This is a genomic window from Xanthomonas sp. D-99 (assembly GCF_017746145.1).
GTDB classification, from domain to species: domain Bacteria; phylum Pseudomonadota; class Gammaproteobacteria; order Xanthomonadales; family Xanthomonadaceae; genus Xanthomonas; species Xanthomonas cissicola.
Map to the genome: position 1 here is coordinate 263,159 of NZ_JAGHWU010000005.1, position 16,538 is coordinate 279,696.

12 protein-coding genes are annotated in these 16,538 nt (G+C 65.1%); 3 read left to right on the plus strand and 9 right to left on the minus strand.

What is annotated here, in order from left to right:
- Nucleotides 1–3 precede the first annotated feature (3 nt).
- From gspG to J7360_RS03435, 7 genes are all read right to left on the minus strand, one after another.
- Nucleotides 4–468 carry a type II secretion system major pseudopilin GspG gene (gspG, locus tag J7360_RS03405; RefSeq protein WP_209033252.1) on the minus strand — a complete coding sequence of 155 codons (465 nt, stop codon included), beginning with the start codon at nucleotides 466–468 and terminating at the stop codon, nucleotides 4–6.
- A 28-nt stretch (nucleotides 469–496) separates the two neighbouring features.
- Nucleotides 497–1,699 carry a type II secretion system inner membrane protein GspF gene (gene gspF / locus J7360_RS03410; RefSeq protein WP_057662516.1) on the minus strand — a complete coding sequence of 401 codons (1,203 nt, stop codon included), beginning with the start codon at nucleotides 1,697–1,699 and terminating at the stop codon, nucleotides 497–499.
- Nucleotides 1,686–3,227: a type II secretion system ATPase GspE gene (gspE, locus tag J7360_RS03415; protein WP_057662518.1), complete on the minus strand. Its 1,542-nt coding sequence runs from the start codon at nucleotides 3,225–3,227 to the stop codon at nucleotides 1,686–1,688. The genes gspF and gspE overlap by 14 nt, the downstream gene beginning before the upstream one ends.
- Nucleotides 3,178–5,250: a type II secretion system secretin GspD gene (gspD, locus tag J7360_RS03420; protein WP_057662521.1), complete on the minus strand. Its 2,073-nt coding sequence runs from the start codon at nucleotides 5,248–5,250 to the stop codon at nucleotides 3,178–3,180. Before gspD ends, gspE begins: the two co-directional genes overlap by 50 nt.
- Nucleotides 5,247–6,059 (minus strand): type II secretion system protein N, encoded by an 813-nt coding sequence (locus J7360_RS03425; RefSeq protein ID WP_209033254.1) that lies wholly within the window; start codon nucleotides 6,057–6,059, stop codon nucleotides 5,247–5,249. The genes gspD and J7360_RS03425 overlap by 4 nt, the downstream gene beginning before the upstream one ends.
- Nucleotides 6,060–6,218: 159 nt before the next feature.
- Entirely contained in the window at nucleotides 6,219–8,876 is a 2,658-nt protein-coding gene (locus J7360_RS03430; protein WP_209033256.1) for a TonB-dependent receptor, read from the minus strand.
- 77 nt (nucleotides 8,877–8,953) lie between these two features.
- A complete protein-coding gene (locus tag J7360_RS03435; protein ID WP_022558245.1) occupies nucleotides 8,954–10,426 on the minus strand; it encodes a hypothetical protein in 1,473 nt (490 codons plus the stop codon).
- A 187-nt stretch (nucleotides 10,427–10,613) separates the two neighbouring features.
- Here J7360_RS03435 and J7360_RS03440 point away from each other — a divergent pair, with 187 nt between their 5' ends.
- Nucleotides 10,614–11,474, plus strand: coding sequence for a 2OG-Fe(II) oxygenase (locus J7360_RS03440; RefSeq protein WP_209033258.1), 861 nt, complete (start codon nucleotides 10,614–10,616; stop codon nucleotides 11,472–11,474).
- A gap of 277 nt (nucleotides 11,475–11,751) precedes the next feature.
- Complete coding sequence (locus tag J7360_RS03445; RefSeq protein ID WP_209033260.1) at nucleotides 11,752–13,797, plus strand: TonB-dependent receptor; 2,046 nt, start codon at nucleotides 11,752–11,754, stop codon at nucleotides 13,795–13,797.
- 252 nt (nucleotides 13,798–14,049) lie between these two features.
- Here the strand turns inward: J7360_RS03445 and J7360_RS03450 are convergent, their stop codons facing one another.
- Together J7360_RS03450 and J7360_RS03455 are read right to left on the minus strand one after the other, a co-directional pair.
- Nucleotides 14,050–14,463 (minus strand): VanZ family protein, encoded by a 414-nt coding sequence (locus tag J7360_RS03450; RefSeq protein WP_007972755.1) that lies wholly within the window; start codon nucleotides 14,461–14,463, stop codon nucleotides 14,050–14,052.
- Nucleotides 14,451–15,704 (minus strand): class I SAM-dependent methyltransferase, encoded by a 1,254-nt coding sequence (locus tag J7360_RS03455; RefSeq protein ID WP_176215050.1) that lies wholly within the window; start codon nucleotides 15,702–15,704, stop codon nucleotides 14,451–14,453. The genes J7360_RS03450 and J7360_RS03455 overlap by 13 nt, the downstream gene beginning before the upstream one ends.
- On the opposite strand from J7360_RS03455, the gene J7360_RS03460 reads away from it, so the two are divergent.
- On the plus strand, nucleotides 15,703–16,440 hold the full coding sequence (locus tag J7360_RS03460; RefSeq protein WP_057662539.1) for a pteridine reductase: 738 nt from the start codon (nucleotides 15,703–15,705) through the stop codon (nucleotides 16,438–16,440). The two genes, J7360_RS03455 and J7360_RS03460, sit on opposite strands and share 2 nt — an antisense overlap.
- Nucleotides 16,441–16,538: the final 98 nt, after the last annotated feature.

Sequence of the window (16,538 nt, forward strand, 5' to 3'; positions counted from 1 at the left end):
CACTCAGCGCCAGTTGCCGATATCGGCATTGTCGGCGTCGCCACCTTCAGCACCGTCTGCGCCCAATGCGTACACCTCGAAGCTGCCATGACGGCCCGGACGCCGGTACTGGTATGCATGGCCCCACGGGTCTTCCGGCAGCCGGCGGATGTAGCCGCCCTGCCGATAGCGCTCCGGTCGCGTCAATCCGCTCGGCGGGTTGAGCAAGGCTTGCAGCCCTTGTTCGGTACTCGGGTAGCTGAGGTTGTCCAGGCGATAGGTTTCCAGCGCCTGCTCCAGTACCGCCACGTCGGCGCGGGCTTTTTCCATCATTGCGCGATCCTGGCTGGGCATCACATTGATCATCACCACGGTGGCGAGCAGGCCGATGATGACGATGACCACCATCAGCTCGACCAGGGTGAAACCACGCATGCGTCGCTGTGCTGTAAGCGAACTAGGGCATGCATGAGAATGGATGGACTGCATGACGGTCTCCAAAGATAAGCGGCCGCGCTCAGCCAAGCGCGAGGGTGTTGAATTGCAGGATGGGCAGCAGGATCGACAACACGATCACCGCCACCACGCCGCCGAGCAGCACGATGATGGCCGGCTCCAACAGGCTCATTGCGGCGGTGGTGAAGGCCTCGAATTCGCGCTCCAGGTAATCGGCGGCACGCTCCAGCATCGGTGCCAGGCGTCCGCTGTTTTCGCCACTGGAGGCCATGTACAGCAGCGTTGGCGGAAACACCGCCGCGCGCTTCAGGGCCGCGGCCAGACTGCCGCCTTCGCGGATCGCAGTGACCATGGTGTCGGTGGCCAGCCGCAATGCGCGGTTGTCCACGGTGCGCGCAGCGATCATCAGCCCCTCCATCAATGGCAGGCCGCTGTTGACCATGATCGCCAGGGTGCGTGCCATGCGTGCGGCGTGCAGATCGCGGATCAACCGGCCCAGCAGTGGCGCGCGCAATAGCGCCCGGTCCGCTGCAAGACGCAGCGCCGGGCGTTTGAGCAGCTGCACCGTTGCAACCAGCGCCAGCACCAGGACGATCAGCAGCGGGATGCCTGCGTGCAGCAGGAAATGCGACACGCCGATCACCACGCGCGTCAGCAACGGCAAGGCGCGGCCCATCGAATCGAACTGGTCCACCACCTTGGGCACCACGAAGGTCATCAGCACGATCACCACCGCACCGGCGGTCGCTGCCAGCGCTGCCGGATAGACCAATGCAGACTGCAACTTGCTGCGCACCTGTGCCTGGCGTTCGAGCAGATCGGCCAGTCGTTCCAGCACCTGCGGCAACGCACCCGCGCTTTCGCCGGCGGCCACCATCGCGCGATACAACGCAGGAAACGCCTTGCCCTGGCGTGCCATCGCATCGGACAGGCGGAATCCTTCGACCACCAATGCGTGTGTCTGGCTGGTGACCCGACGCACGCCGCGGCGTTCGGACTGTGTGCCGATGGTGCGCAAGGCCTCTTCCAGCGGTGCGGTCTCCACCAGCGTGGCGAGCTGGCGGGTGAACAGCACCAGATCCTTGCCACTGAAGCGCGCCACGCGCACGGCCGTGCTGGCGGTCGCGGCCGCAACTTCCACACGCACCGGCACCCATTGGCGCTGTTCCAGCTGCGCACGTGCGCTGTTTATGCTGTCGGCACTGATCACGCCGTGCCGGTTACGCCCATGCAGATCGAGCACGGTGTAATCAAACTGCGGCATGCGCGTCGTCCTGTTGGCGGGTCACACGCAGCGCTTCTTCCAACGTGGTCAGGCCCTGCAGCACGGCCGCGCGTGCGGCCTCGCCCAGCCGCGGCGCGCGTGCGAAGGCGACAGCAGCCAGCGCGTGTTCGTCGGCGTTGTCGCCGATCAAACGGCGCATCGCATCGTCCACCGCAATCGCTTCGTAGATGCCCACGCGCCCGGCATAACCGCTGTGGTGGCAGACGTTGCAACCCACGGCGGTGTAGATCGCTGCATCGGCCGGCGCATCCAGCAGTTGACGCGTGCCGGTATCGATCGAACGCTCGCTACGGCACTGCGAACACAAGCGCCGCACCAGCCGCTGCGCCAGGATCAGCCGCAAGCTGGAGGCGAGTAAGAAGGGTTCGATGCCCATGTCGCGCAGCCGCGTGACTGCACCCACCGCATCGTTGGTGTGCACGGTGGAGAGCACCAGATGGCCGGTGAGGCTGGCCTGCACCGCAATCTGCGCGGTCTCGGTATCGCGGATCTCGCCGATCATCACCACGTCCGGGTCCTGGCGCAGAATCGCACGCAGGCCGGCGGCGAAGGTCATGCCGACGCGTGCGTTGACCTGGGTCTGGCCGACGCCGTCGATGGCGTACTCCACCGGGTCTTCCACGGTGAGGATGTTGCGCGAGCCATCGTTGAGCAGGCTCAGCGACGCGTACAAGGTCGTGGTCTTGCCCGAACCGGTGGGCCCGGTGACCAGCACGATGCCATTGGGCACCTGCAGTGCACGCTGCACGGTGTGCATCACCACAGGTGGCATGCCCAGTTGCGCCAGCGACAGCGTGCCCTGTTCCTTATCCAGAATACGCAGCACCACCCGCTCGCTGCCGCGCGTGGGCAAGGTGGAGACGCGCACATCCAGCGCCTTGGCCCCCATCACCAGCGACACACGCCCGTCCTGCGGGATGCGTTTTTCGGCGATATCCAGCCGCGCCATCACCTTGACACGCGACACCAGCAGCGGCGCGATGCGTCCGGGTAGCGTGGCCGCCTCGCGCATCACGCCATCCACGCGCAGGCGCACACGCAAGCGCGATTCGTAGGATTCCAGATGCACGTCGGATGCACCCAGCCGTGCGGCCTCGGCGATGATGCCGTTGATCAGGCGGATGATCGGCGCATCGTCCTGGCTGTCGAGCAGATCGGCGGTGGGGATGTCGTCGATCAACGAATCCAGGCTGCCATGCAGGTCCAGCGCTTCCACCTGCACCCCTTGCTCCAGCCCGGCATCGGCGTAGATCTCCGACACATGCCGGTCGAACACGGGGGCTGCCAGCGTGCGCACCTGCAGCGGCATGCCCAACGCGCGGCGCAGCTCGATCAAGGCCTGCACATCGCCACCTTCGCGCAGGCCGATCTGCGCCGTGGTGTCGCTGCCAAGCAGCACCACGCCGTGGCGCTTGGCGAATGCATAGGAAATTCTGGCGCGCGCAGTGCTCATGGCATCAACGTTGCACGGGACGTGCGCCGGGCGCAGGTGTCGGTGCCGGCGCAACGGGCGATGGACCTGCCGGCAACTGCGGCGGCTGCGCACGCAAGTAGTCGCGCACCAACACATCCAGCGCCGCTTCCGGGTCGCCATCGGCCAACTGGCGGTCGCGCAGGTAGTTGTAGCGCGGCGCGGTCATGCGCTGGGCATCGGCTGCATCGCGAATGATGGTGGGGCGAATGAATACCATCAGGTTGGTCTTGTCGCGGTTGCGCGACTTGTGCCGGAACAACGCGCCCAGGCCGGGCACATCGCCAAGCAGCGGCACCTTCTCCACGGTCTGACGGTCGTTCTGATCGAGCAGGCCGCCAAGCGCCACGATGGCACCGTTCTCCACCACCACGCGCGTTTCGATCTGGCGCTTGTTGAACACCAGCTCCGACGATTGCGCGCTGACCGGACCGGCAATGGCCGAGACTTCCTGCTTGATCGCCAGCGTGATGCCGCCGGCGGTGTTGATCTGCGGGCGCACTTCCAGCTCCACGCCCACGTCCTGGCGCTGGATGGTGCGGAACGGGTTGTCGTTGGCCGCACCGAGCACTTCGCCGGTGGTGATCGGCACTTCCTGGCCCACCAGGATGCGCGCCTGCTCGTTATCCAGGGTCATGATCGAGGGCGTTGACAACAGGTTGGAGCCGGTGTCGCTCTTGACCGCATCGATGATCATGCCGAACACCGCATCGTTGCTTTGCCCAGCCAGGCCGATCAAGCCGCCACTCAAGCCCAGCAGCGACTGCGCAGCCACGTTGCGCGCCTGTTCCAGCACCGAGTCGTCGTCGGCATTGCCGCTGCGCGTGCCAGCCGCCGCAGCGGCCAACGGCACGATGCCGGGCGACGCGCCGCTGTATTGCGTGGCGATCAACGGTACGGTGCCGTTGCGGCCGGCCAGCAGCAGCTGCACGCCCAGGCGCTTGGCGGCGGTGTCGGAAATCTCCACCACGATCGCTTCGACCAATACCTGCTCGCGATGCACATCCAGCTGCCGGATCACGTCTATCAAGGCGCGCTGGGTCTCCGGGTCGGCGTTGATGATCAACGCGTTGGAGCCTGGGTAACGCACGATCACCGGGCGCTTGCCTGCGGCCGGTGCGATCACCTGCGCCTGCGCAGCGCCGGTCGCGGCGGCCACATCCACCGCATTGGTGCGAGTATCCTGTCCGGCCTGCGCCTCATTGCCTGGAGTCTGGCCGACCAACTGCTGCAACACCGGCAATAGTTGCTCGGCACTGGCGTGTTGCAAGCGCACCACGCTGACGTCGCCGCGGCGCTCGGCGCGCCCGTCCAGATCGACTGCAGTACGTACCACGCGCTGCACCAGTGCGGGATCGCCACGCACGATCAAGGAATTGCTGCTTTCCACCGGCAGCACCGACAACACGTTACTGCGCTCGCCGCCTTGCCCGAACAGCGAGGTCAAGGTGCGCGCCAGTTCCTGCGCCGAGCTATTGCGCAGCGTCACCGTATCGATGGCCGCACGGTCGGTATCGATCTGCGCCACCAACGTGCGGATGCGGCGCAGGTTATCGGCATAGTCGGCGATCAACAGGCTATTGCCTTGCGGCATCGCCATGATCACGCCACCGCGCCCGATCAACGGCTTGAGAATCTCCGCGGCGCTGCGTGCGTCCACGCGCTGCAGGGTGAAGACCTGCGTGGCGAACCCCAGGTTGCCATTGCCGGCGCTGCCGGGCTGTTGCGCGGCAGTGTCGTCGGGAATGATGCGATAGGTCGCCGGTCCGCTGGACACCGCAATCAATCCATTGGCGCGTAGCACGGCCAGCAGCATGCCCAGCAGATCGGCTTCGGACATCGCCTGCGCACGCGCCACGTTGACCGAGCCCTGCACGCGCGTATCCACGATGAAGGTGATGCCGGTGGCACGCGAGACGTCCTGGATGAAGGCGCGCAGGTCCACGTCCTGCAGGCGCACTGCCGGCGCATCGGCGGCATGCAGTGCGGTCATCGGCACCGCGGGCACTGCGAGCAACAACGTGGCCGAGAGCAGCCAGAGCGGGCGAACGGCAGTCATTGCGGGCGCTTCAAGGTCATGGTGCGGGTCTGGCCGTCGCGGCGGTAGGTCAGCGTGGCGCTCTGGCCATTGCGCAGTTCGTCCTGCAGTTCGCGCAGATGTTCTGCATCGAGCGGGCGGCCATTGATCTGGGTCAGCACATCGCCCGGCGCCAAGCCGGCCTGACGCAGCAACGCGCCATCGCCGCGCGGCATGAGGGTGAAGCCGTCACCCTCGGCGCTGGCCCGCAGACCCGCGCTGGCGAGCAACTGCTGCGGGTCGACGGCGGTGGCCGCGGTCGGGTCTGCTGCCGTGGCGACATTCGATTGCACAGCTGCCGCAACCGCAGCCGACGCGGTGACGCCCGTTCCCGCTGGAGGGAGCGCTGCAGTAGCAGATTCACGCAATGCGATGCGACGTACACTGCCGCCAGCGCGCAGCAGCACATGATCGGCCGCGATCGCCTGGACCACAACGCCGGGCGTCACCGTGTCGCCTGCGCGGTACGCGCCTTGCCGGCCATCATTGCCGCTCAGATAGGCAGCCGCCTGGCTGCCGCCAACACGCACGCCATGCAGCACGATGCCATCGCTATTGGCGTCGGACGCGCTGCGATGGAACACATCGCGAAGCAATGCGGACACGTCGAGCGTAGCGACCGCACCGGTCTGCGCCGTGCCCAACGGCCCGATCGGCGTGAGCACCAGCCACAGCAGACGCACACCTTGCAGCACCAGCAATGCGACCACACCGCCCGCCACCGCCGTGCGAACGCCCGGCGTCAGCAACAAGGAATTCAACGAGGGCCAGGCGCGTTGCAAAGCGGACATCCGTCTTAGGATTTCGATTGGATGACAGAATGCGGCGGCAATGTGTCAGTTCGAAGAAACCGATGACACAGGCCGACACACGGTGCCACACGACAAAATGCGAACGCCCGCCATGCAATGCACAGCGGGCGTTTGCGGCACTTGCAACTGCGCCTCAGATCAGAAGCGTGCTGTCACACTGATGTCATAGCTGATGCCGGGCTGGTAGGTGTACAGGTCGACCCGATTGCTCCCCACCTTCTGATACTCCTGGTACTTGGTCTTGAGCAGGTTGCGCGCGGCAAAATTGACCGACACCGTATCGCCCGACCACGCCAGTCCCTTCTTGATCACCAAATCCAGCGAGGTGCCCGGCTTGTCGATGTAATCCGGCTGCCCGGGGCGACCACGCGCGGACACCCGCTCGCCCACGTAGTTGGCGATCAACGTCGCCTGGCTGTGCGTGCGCTCGCTCTCCACACCGATCTGCAGATTGGCGATGTCGTCGGACTGGCCCTGCAACGCGGAACCATCGCGAATGAACAGGCTCGCCTGCACCGGCGTACTGAAACCGTACGGCTGCACGGTATCGCCGTCGCTGGCACTCACCTTGGACGTGGTGCGCGTGTAGTTGCCGGACACGAACACGCGGTTGTCGCCCCACCAGTCTGCTGCGATCAGCACGTCCAGATACGTCTTGGCCTCCAGCTCGATGCCGTAGAGGTTGGCCTTGGGCGCATTGATGAAGCTCTGCACGATACCGCCGCCCGGTGCGTCGTTGACGATGGCCTCGATCGGCTTGTCGATGTCCTTGTAGAACGCGCCGATGGTGACGTACTGGCCCGGTTCGAAGAACCATTCGTAGCGTGCATCCAGATTGACCAGCTCGCTATCGACCAGGAACGGGTTGCCGAAGAACTGACGGTCAATGTCCGGGTCCAGATATTGCTGTGGCGCCATTTCGCGGAACTGCGGGCGTGCAATGGTCTTGGATGCGCCAAAGCGCAGCTGCTGGTTCTCGGCAAGGTTCCAGGTGACCGTGGCCGACGGCAACGCATAACTGTTCTGCAACGGTGCCACGCCGTCCTGGCGCGTGCCGCTGAAGATGTCGTACGGATGCACCGCCTGGGTGGCATCTTCGTAGCGCACACCGACCGTGGCGCGCAACGTCGGCATGATCTCGCCTTCTGCCTGCAGATACGCCGCCTTGACCTTCAAGGTCGCGTTGTAGGCCGCCGCACCGAAACTGCCGGTGGTTTCGCGCAGCCGCAGCAGATCGTTGCTGAGGTTGTAGTCGGAGAACAGATAATCCACGCGCTGATACTGGTTCAGGAACGGCAGCGGGCCATCCAGCGCCAGGAAGCGGAATTCGCGGCTCCACGCGCTGCGGTCGTTGTCCAGATAGGCCAGACCGCCCTTGACGGTGAAATCGTGCTCGATCGGCAAGCGCCAGCTGACATCCACGCCGCCGCTGGCGACCTTGTCGTCGACCTTGCTGAAGCGCGTGTAGTTCTGCACGCGCGAGGCATCGTGCGCCCAATAGCCATCCAGCAGCTCGTAGCGAATACCAGTTTCGTAGGGCACATCGCGGCTGGCATTGGCCACTGCAGCGCGCCATTCGATCTTCAGGTCGTCGTATTCGCCGAAGGCGTGCGAGCCGCGAAGCTGGTTGTTGATCAACTGCCGCGCGTACCACTCGGTATTGTCGTCGCGCACATCGAAACCGGCCAACTCATCGCGGCCGGCGCGGCTGCGCGCCACCTTCAAGGTGTCGTGCACGTACAACGTGGTCCAGCCGATGGTATGCCGGCCATATTCCCAGCCCAGCCCCAGCATGCCGTTGCTGCGCACGTTGTTGCGGGTGGTGGCGAAGTCGTAATCGGAATTGAACTCGACGCTGTCGCCGACAAAGATGCCGTCCTGCTGCTTGCCGCTGCGCGTGCGCCATTCGTTGTCGTAGCTGGCCACCGCGATAATGCCCAGCTTGGCCTCGCCCACGTCCATGCTGTAACCGGCGCTGCCGCCGACATTGACGTCCGGAGCGATGCTGTCCCTTTCCTGCAGCACATACAGGTTGGCATCGTTCAAACTGCGGCCGATGCGACGGATGTCCTCGCGCGAAAAGCTGCCCAGATCGACACGGCGGCCGGTCCTGATCGCATCGCGCAAGGCAGCAGGCTGCTTGCGCGTACCATCATCAACGCCCCACGCGTCATCGCCGGAGCCGTAATAGGTCAGGCCTTTTTCGCCGGTGCTGACGCTGTTGGCGCCGCCGCCCACGGTCAGCGAGAGGAACGGCTTGTCGGGGACCGCCAGCGATTGCAGATCGATCACGCCGCCGCCGAATTCGCCCGGATAATCGGCCGAATAGGTCTTCTGCACGGTCACGCTGGCCAGCACGTCGCTGGGGAACAGGTCCAACGGCACCACGCGCTGCATCGGCTCGGGGCTGGGCAGCGGCGAACCGTTGAACAACGCAGACGAATAGCGCTCGCCCAGGCCGCGTACATACACATACTTGCCGCGCGACAGGCTCAGCCCGGTGACACGCGTCAGCGCCACCGCGGCGCTGCTGTCGCCGGTGCGCTCCATGTCTTCGCGCGTCACGAACGAGGCCACTTCGGAGGTTTGCAGCATCGGCTCGGGAATGTAGTCGCCACGCACCACGACCTGGTCGAGTTGCTTGGGCACACTGGTACCGGCCGCGCTGGACGTACCGCTGCCGGTATCGGCGTCGCTGGCGGTCGACTGCGCCATGGCGGCGCCGGACATCAGCAGGGTGGAAATGGAAAGAGACAGGCCCGTCCGCGACAGACGGGCAACAGCAGAGGTTCGCATCGTGGGAGCCCTGGCAACAGAAAGATGAAGCTGGACGCATCGCAAGGCGACCGATGGCCGCCCTGCGATGCAATGCCTCAGCAGGGACGATCGGCGGTCAGGCCGCAGGTCCAGCCCTGCCACCAGGTGTCGTTGGCATCGCGCACGCCACCGATGTAGTTCACCTGCTGGAAGAAGCTGCTCACCCCGTTCAAGCCCTGGAATGCCGGCACTGCGTTTTCATTGGCGCCATTGACGAAGGTGTTCTGCAATGTGGACACGCCATTGGCGACGTTGTTGGTACCGGCCGCAAACTGGCTGGCGGCACGCGCGTCGCTGCCGAATGCCGTCGGGCAGGCGAAGAACACCGAGTTGAAGGTGCCGAGCGTGTCGGTATCGGCCAGGTTGAAGCACACCAGGCCATCACCGGTGCCGCCCGCAGGACGGGTGACCACCGAGTTGTAGAACGCGGCCTGCGTGCCCTGGTTGAGCATGATCGCCGCGCCGGCGCGCGCATTGCCCACGTAGGTGAAATTGGCCACCTTCGGGCGCGAATACGGCTGGCGACGCAAGCTGCTCCACTCGTTCATGCGATCGCCGCCGCCGGCACGCTGCACCACGATGCCGAACTGCAGTGCACCGTTCCAGCCTGCATCGGTATCCAGCGAATCGTCGTCGGCACCGGTGATGACCAGATGGCTACCGTTGACCGTACCGCCGAACCATTCGATGCCGTCGTCGGAGCTGTTGTGGATCTGCACATAATCCAGCTTGGTACCGCTCCCCACACCCGCCAGCGTGATGCCCTGCAGTTCGTTATTGGGCGAAATTTCGAAGCCCGAATACATCACGCGCAGGTAGCGCATCGAACCGCTGTTGTCGGTGGCGTTGTTGCCGCCATAGAACGCGTTGGTCCCCTCGACCTGCGCCTGACATTCCGGCGTACCGGACACCGTGGTGCCCGGGCAGTTGTTGATCGCCGCACGCCCCAGCACCACGATGCCGCCCCACAGGCCGATGGTGTTGGCACTGACCGTGCTCTCCAGCGCCTGACGCGCGGTGAAGACGATCGGCGCAGTCGCGTTGCCTTCGGCAAAGATCTGCGAACCGCGATTGACCACGACGTAGTCGCTACCGGCCGACCCGAACAGGGTCACGCCCGGCTCGATGGTCAAAATGCCCTGCGTGCTGCCAGCGGCCGGTGCGGTGGCGTTGCCGCCGCGGTCGGTGCCTACATTGACGCGACCGCTGATCGAATACACGGTGCCCGTGCGCGCCGGCACTACCAGGTTGCCGTTGATGGTTTCCGGCAACTGGCAGGCGCGTAGCGTGTTGTTGGCGATGGTGCCGACGTTGGAAAAACCGCTCGGGCAATCGGCGGCCGGGCCGCTCGGTGCGGGTGCCGGCGTTGGTGCAGGCGTGGGCGCCGGCGTCGGTGTGGGGGCCGGTGCAGGCGGGAATGCACCTTCCCCTGGCGAGGCGACACGGTCGGCTCCGCCACCACAGGCCGACAGCGCCAGTGCGGTACCAAACGTCATGAGAAGTGTCTTACTGCTGTTGCGAACGGCCATGCGGCTGATCTCCAGGTCAAAGGGTCCGGTATGAAGAGGAGTCGTCAAGAATTGGTGGCGTTGCGCACACTGCAGTGGCGAGCACGTTCAAGATCCCCGTCACTTTTATAGGGGGCATCTGTGTCATTTGTCTTACCGCGACACAATTGACATACCAATGCCACACACCGCCATGCAATGTAGAGCGATGACACACACAGACATCCCGAGCCCGCTGGCCGACTGGATCGTGGCGCAAGCCGTGGCCGGCCATCCGCCCGAGCAAGCGCTACAGCCGCTCCTGGATCAAGGCTGGAACGAACAGGACGCCATCGATGCGGTCGAGGCACTGGTCCGTGCCCACATCCAACAACACGCGCAAGCAAACGGCTTGCCGATGCCGGTGCGCGTGCCCGCGTTGCAACAGGACACCGATGCATCACTGCTTGCCTTGGGCGACCGCGAGGTACGCGTCTTGGTCAGCCTGTTGCTGCCGCGCGTGGTGGTACTCGGCGGTTTTCTTTCCGGCGGTGAATGCGATGCATTGATCGCCTTGGCCCGCCCGCGCCTGGCGCGCTCGCGCACCGTGGACAATGCGAACGGAGAGCACGTGGTGCATGCAGCACGCACCAGCGACAGCATGTGTCTGCGCGTGGGCCAGGATGCGCTGTGCCAACGTATCGAAGCGCGCATCGCGCGCCTGATCGACTGGCCAGTCGATCACGGCGAAGGGTTGCAGGTACTGCGCTACGGCACCGGTGCCGAATACCGGCCGCACTACGATTACTTCGACCCGGACGCAGCCGGCACCCCGGTATTGTTGCAGGCCGGCGGGCAACGCGTCGCCTCGCTGGTGATGTACCTCAATACGCCAGAACGCGGCGGCGCGACGCGTTTTCCTGACGCGCATCTGGATGTCGCTGCGGTCAAGGGCAATGCAGTGTTTTTCAGCTACGACCGCCCGCATCCGATGACGCGCAGCCTGCACGCCGGCGCGCCGGTCTTGGCCGGCGAAAAGTGGGTGGCCACCAAGTGGCTGCGCGAGCGCGCAGTGCGCATGCCCGGATAAGCAGCGCAACACCGCGCCGGCGGGATCGACCCCATCCGCCGCCAACGCGGAGCGACATGGCACCTGCATCGCCTGCAGTGCTGTTGGCTGTTGGCTGTTCCCCACGCTGCGAGCGGCGCATCGCCGACACGCAAGCGGCCCATCAGGCGTGCAACACAATGACTTGCTGACTGTCCCCAAAGACGGCAGCAGCGCGACGCGAATTGAATTTGTCAGAATATGTTATAACATGTCATTACTGACACGATTCCACTGGCCCGCAGGTATCGCCCGCTTCATGAAGATCCATCCCCTCGTGGCGACTGTCGCCGCTCTGCTGTTTGCTGCCGACGCACGCGCGCAGTCCTCCGATTCAGCGCTGACGCTTGGCAAGGTCGACGTCCATCAACATCACGAAGGCCAGCTCAGTGCGCATCAGGTGCTGACGTCGGTAGATGTCCTGGGCGCCGACCAGATCGAGGACAAGAACGTGTCCTACAGCTGGGAATTGCTCGGGCAGATGCCCGGCATGCAGTTGACCGAAACCCGTCAGGGCGCCGAATCGGGCAAGGTCAGCTTCCGCGCCTTCAACGGCGAGGGCTATCTCAATGCGATCAAGACCCTGATCGACGGCATTCCCAGCAACGTCAACAGCGGCAACCAGCGTTTCATCGACATGCTGTTTCCGCTGGAAATCAGCTACATCGAGGTGGTGCGTGGCACCAACGATCCGCGCTACGGGCTGCACAACATCGGCGGCAACATCAACTTCGGCACCCGCCAGGGCGGCAGCTACACCGATGCCCGCGTTGCCTACGGCAGTTACGCCAGCCGCGATGCGCAGATCGCGATAGGGCGCGAACGCGACGGATTCGCGCAGAACTACTTCATCGGCGCACAGGCATCGGATGGCTATCGTGCGCACGATCGTTCCAGTAAGTATGTGCTGGGCGGCAAGTGGTTCTACGGCAATCTCGACGAGGGCATGCGCATCGGCCTGACGGCACGCGCGTACCGCAACCAGGCCGACGAGCCGGGCTTCATGACCGCAGCAGAGCTGCAGACCGACCGTCGCAGCTCGGACCGCCGCAACCGCAATGATGGCGACGACCGCGACATGCAGCAGGCCGGCGTGCACCTGGACCTGAAACTGACCGATGCCCTGTTCCTGGGCAGCAAGCTTTACTACAACCGCTACGAGGACGACCGCCGGGTGACCTTCAGCGACCTGCCCACCGGCAATGCGCCGCGTCAGCGTCGACGCTGGGACGAAACGCAGGTGGGCATGCTCAACACCCTGACCTGGCGCGCCAATGACCTGCTGACCCTGGAAGGCGGCATCAACTACGAACATCAAGACAATGGGTACCGGCGCGAGCGCTTCAACTATGCCGAGCCCACCGACTTCACCGCAGCGCCAGCGCGCATCCAGAACGACGACCGCTATACATTCAACAATTGGGGCGCCTACGTGCAGGCCATCTATCAGCCGGTCGAGGCCCTGAAGCTGGTGCCGGCCTATCGCGTGGACCGCTTCGACGGCGACACCCAGCTGCCGGGCGCGGTGCGCGCACCGCTGCAGCGTTACGGCAGCATCGGGCAGCCCAAACTCAGCGTGATCTACGCCCTGACCCCGACCACCAATGTGTATGCCAACTGGGGCCGTACCTTCCAGGTGTTGACCGGCTCCACCGCCCCGGCCTATCTCACCCCAGGGCAAGCCGGCATCCGCCCTTCCACCAACACCGGCGTCGAGCTGGGCATGAAATTCAGCCCATTTGCAGGCAGTCAGGCGCGTATCGCCGTCTGGCAACAGGATGCGGAAAACGAAGTCTCGAACATGCCGGCCACCGGCACTACCGTCACCTTGGGCAAGACGCGTCGCCGCGGCGTGGATGCGCAGATCAGCGCACAGCTGGGCGATCGATGGACGCTCTGGGCATCGCATGCCTACCAGGAAGCCAAGATCACGCGCGACGACCGCGCCGCCGCGCTTTCGCTGCAAGGCAACGAAGTCATCGCCACGCCCCGCTACATCAGCAACATCGGCGTGGACTACCGCGCGACCCAGGCGTTGCAACTGGGCCTGCAGGGACGCGCCCAGGGCGACTACTACCTCGAGGAGCGCAACGTGGCAGGCAAGTACGGCGGTTTTGCGACGCTCGACCTCACGGCGCGCTATACGATCAACCCGAACTGGAGCGTGGACGTGCAGGTCCGCAATGCCACCGGTCGCGAGTATGCCTACGTGTGGTACGACAGCTTCTTCTGGGCACAGGCGCAGCCCATGTTCTCGCCCGCGGCCGGACGGCAGCTGTATCTCGGGCTGAGAATGAAGCTGTAACGGCAGCGGCAGCGGTGGCGACGTGCGAATCGCTGGTCCGCAGCGTAGCGGCTGCATGAACCGTCATCGCCAAGCCGGCAACTGGCGCCCCGCCGCGGCCCCGGTACGCTGCCGTGGGCAAGCGGTCGTGGCGCGCGATGCCTTACATCGCTGCGGCAACACGCGGCCAGGCAACCAGGACCGCATCGGCGTCCGGCTCCGTTTACGGCAGCGGGCAGGCACCTGGCCTGCCGAGGCATCGTTCAATCACCGTCACCGCCGTCCAAACAGGCGTTGATCGATCCGCAACATCACAAATCGCAATGGCGTCCATGCCAGACATAGCCCGGCGAGAATGCCCAGCGTATCGGCCAATGCATCGTATGGGTCGGCGCTGCGATTGGTGGTCAGCGCGCCTTGCGCGATTTCGATGCCGATGCCCAGCAGCACCAGCCCGAAGGCGGCAAACACCAGTGCGCGTCGAGTCGCAAACAACTGTACCGCTCCCCAACACAACAGCGCGAAGGTCAGGAAATGCTCGGCCTTGTCGCTGTTGGACGGCAACTCCGGAAACTCCGGCGGTGGCCCCAGGCACACGGCAATGACCACGACGATCGCAGCGATCCACAGGCCCACCCACAACCGCGGCCGGTGAAACGGTCGTAGTGCCGAACTCACAACCGCCATGTCAGATCGCCGGACAGGAATGCAGGGGCAAAATCGACATCGCGCGAGAAGCCCATCACCTGGAACCGCTCGCCCATCTCGTTGGGCAGGGTCAGCCGCTTGATCTGTTCGCGCAGACGCATGCGCCCCACTTCATCGGTGCGCGTATCGGCCTGCGCCAACAATGCGTCCAGCCCATTGCCGAGCAGGAAGCTTGCTTGCGTGCAATACCCGGCCAACTCGAAACCTGCGCCGGTGCCTGCCTCGGCCAACGCGGTGAAGTCCACCGATGCGGTCAGATCCTGCAGACCCGGCCAACGGTAGAGATCTTCATGCATGCGATGCCGGTAAAACGCACGCAAGGTACCGTCCTCGCGCTGCGCACGATAGAACTCGCCGCGCGGGTAACCGTAGTCGACGAACAACATCGCGCCACGCTTCAAACCGCCGGCGACCGCCTGGATCCAGTACGGCAACTGCGGCAGCAACTCGGAGCGATAGCCATCGGCGAACGGCTGCTCCAGATAGCGCTCCAGGTGACGCACGGCCGCACTCAGCAACGCATCGGCCGGTTGCTCGCCGCGCGCGAAGTGCTGCTGGTCATCCAGCACCACGGTTTCTTCATACACCTGCCCATCGCGCAGTGCAAAGCGCGGCGTGGGCAATGCGTCGATGACTTCGTTGGCGAATAGCACGCCATCCCAATCGTCCGGGAACGGCGCATCCAGCCATTCCACCAGATCGAATACCGGCGTGATCAGACTGCGCCCCAGCCGCTCGCGCTGACGTTCGCGCAGGTCGGCGCTGGGCTCCAGGATCGCGTAGCGCTCGGGCAACGCGTCCAGTTCCAGCAGCCGCTTGAGCGTGACTTCGGCAAACGCACCGCTACCGCCGCCCACTTCCAGCACCCGCGCCTGCGGCCCGAGCTGCTGCAATACCGGCGCCAACGCGCCGGAAACGGTGGCCGCAAACAACGGCCCCAATTCCGGGGCGGTGACGAAATCGCCGGCCTCGCCGAACTTGCTGGCGCCGGCGCTGTAATAGCCCAGGGCCGGCGCATACAGCGCCAGCTCCATGAAGCGCGAGAACGGAATCGCACCGCCGGCGGCCTGGATTTCGGCGCGCACATGCGCAGCCAGCCGGTCGCTGTGGGCCAGCGCGTCCGGATCGGGTGTGGGAAGGTCGGCGTGCATGCGGGCACCGGTTGCGTGGACAATGCACAGGATATCCGAGCCCTCCGCAACGCCGAGCGAGTACGTCATGACAGACAGTCCCAAGGTGGTGTTGATCACCGGTGCAGCCCGCCGCATCGGCGCGCAGATCGCCACCACGCTGCACGCTGCCGGCTACTGCGTTGCGCTGCATGCACACCGCTCCGCCGAGGTGCTGGACGCACGCGTGGTCGGACTGTGCGCGCGGCGCGCCGGCAGCGCGCATGCCTTGCACGCCGATCTGCGGCTGCCCGATGCGCCTGCGCAATTGGTGGCCGGCTGCCTTGCCGCCTTCGGTCGTCTGGATGGCGTGGTGAACAACGCCTCGGCGTTCTACCCCACCGCCATCGGTGAGGCCACTGCGGCGCAATGGGACGAATTATTTGCGGTCAATGCACGCGCGCCGTTCTTCATCGCGCAAGCCGCCGCCGCACAGTTGCGCCAGCGGCGCGGGGCCATCGTCAACCTTACCGATCTGCATGCGCAGCAGCCGATGCGCAATCACCCGCTATACGGCGCCTCCAAGAGCGCGCTGGAAATGCTGACCCGTTCGCTGGCGCTGGAACTGGCGCCGCACGTGCGTGTCAACGCGGTCGCACCTGGCGCCATCCTGTGGCCGGAAGAAGGCAAATCCGCCGACGCCAAGCAGGCGCTGCTCGCGCGCACGCCGCTGGCGCGCATCGGTACGCCGGAGGAAATTGCCGAAGCGGTGCGCTGGTTGCTGGACGACGCCAGCTTCGTCACCGGGCATACCCTGCACGTCGATGGCGGCCGCCAGCTCAGTTGAACGATGCTTCCGGGGCCTGCGCGCTTTCGCTGCGTAGCAACGCTATCCCTGTCATGCGCGTGAGCCCGGTTGCCGCCTCGGCGCGTGCGGCACTGCCA

Bases quoted from the DNA above. Each gene is read 5' to 3' on its own strand.
- J7360_RS03440 (WP_209033258.1), top strand. From the start codon at position 10,614: ATGACACACACAGACATCCCGAGCCCGCTGGCCGACTGGATCGTGGCG.
- gspG (WP_209033252.1), bottom strand. From the start codon at position 468: ATGCAGTCCATCCATTCTCATGCATGCCCTAGTTCGCTTACAGCACAG.
- J7360_RS03445 (WP_209033260.1), top strand. From the start codon at position 11,752: ATGAAGATCCATCCCCTCGTGGCGACTGTCGCCGCTCTGCTGTTTGCT.
- gspF (WP_057662516.1), bottom strand. From the start codon at position 1,699: ATGCCGCAGTTTGATTACACCGTGCTCGATCTGCATGGGCGTAACCGG.
- J7360_RS03425 (WP_209033254.1), bottom strand. From the start codon at position 6,059: ATGTCCGCTTTGCAACGCGCCTGGCCCTCGTTGAATTCCTTGTTGCTG.
- gspD (WP_057662521.1), bottom strand. From the start codon at position 5,250: ATGACTGCCGTTCGCCCGCTCTGGCTGCTCTCGGCCACGTTGTTGCTC.
- J7360_RS03450 (WP_007972755.1), bottom strand. From the start codon at position 14,463: ATGGCGGTTGTGAGTTCGGCACTACGACCGTTTCACCGGCCGCGGTTG.
- J7360_RS03460 (WP_057662539.1), top strand. From the start codon at position 15,703: ATGACAGACAGTCCCAAGGTGGTGTTGATCACCGGTGCAGCCCGCCGC.
- J7360_RS03430 (WP_209033256.1), bottom strand. From the start codon at position 8,876: ATGCGAACCTCTGCTGTTGCCCGTCTGTCGCGGACGGGCCTGTCTCTT.
- J7360_RS03455 (WP_176215050.1), bottom strand. From the start codon at position 15,704: ATGACGTACTCGCTCGGCGTTGCGGAGGGCTCGGATATCCTGTGCATT.
- J7360_RS03435 (WP_022558245.1), bottom strand. From the start codon at position 10,426: ATGGCCGTTCGCAACAGCAGTAAGACACTTCTCATGACGTTTGGTACC.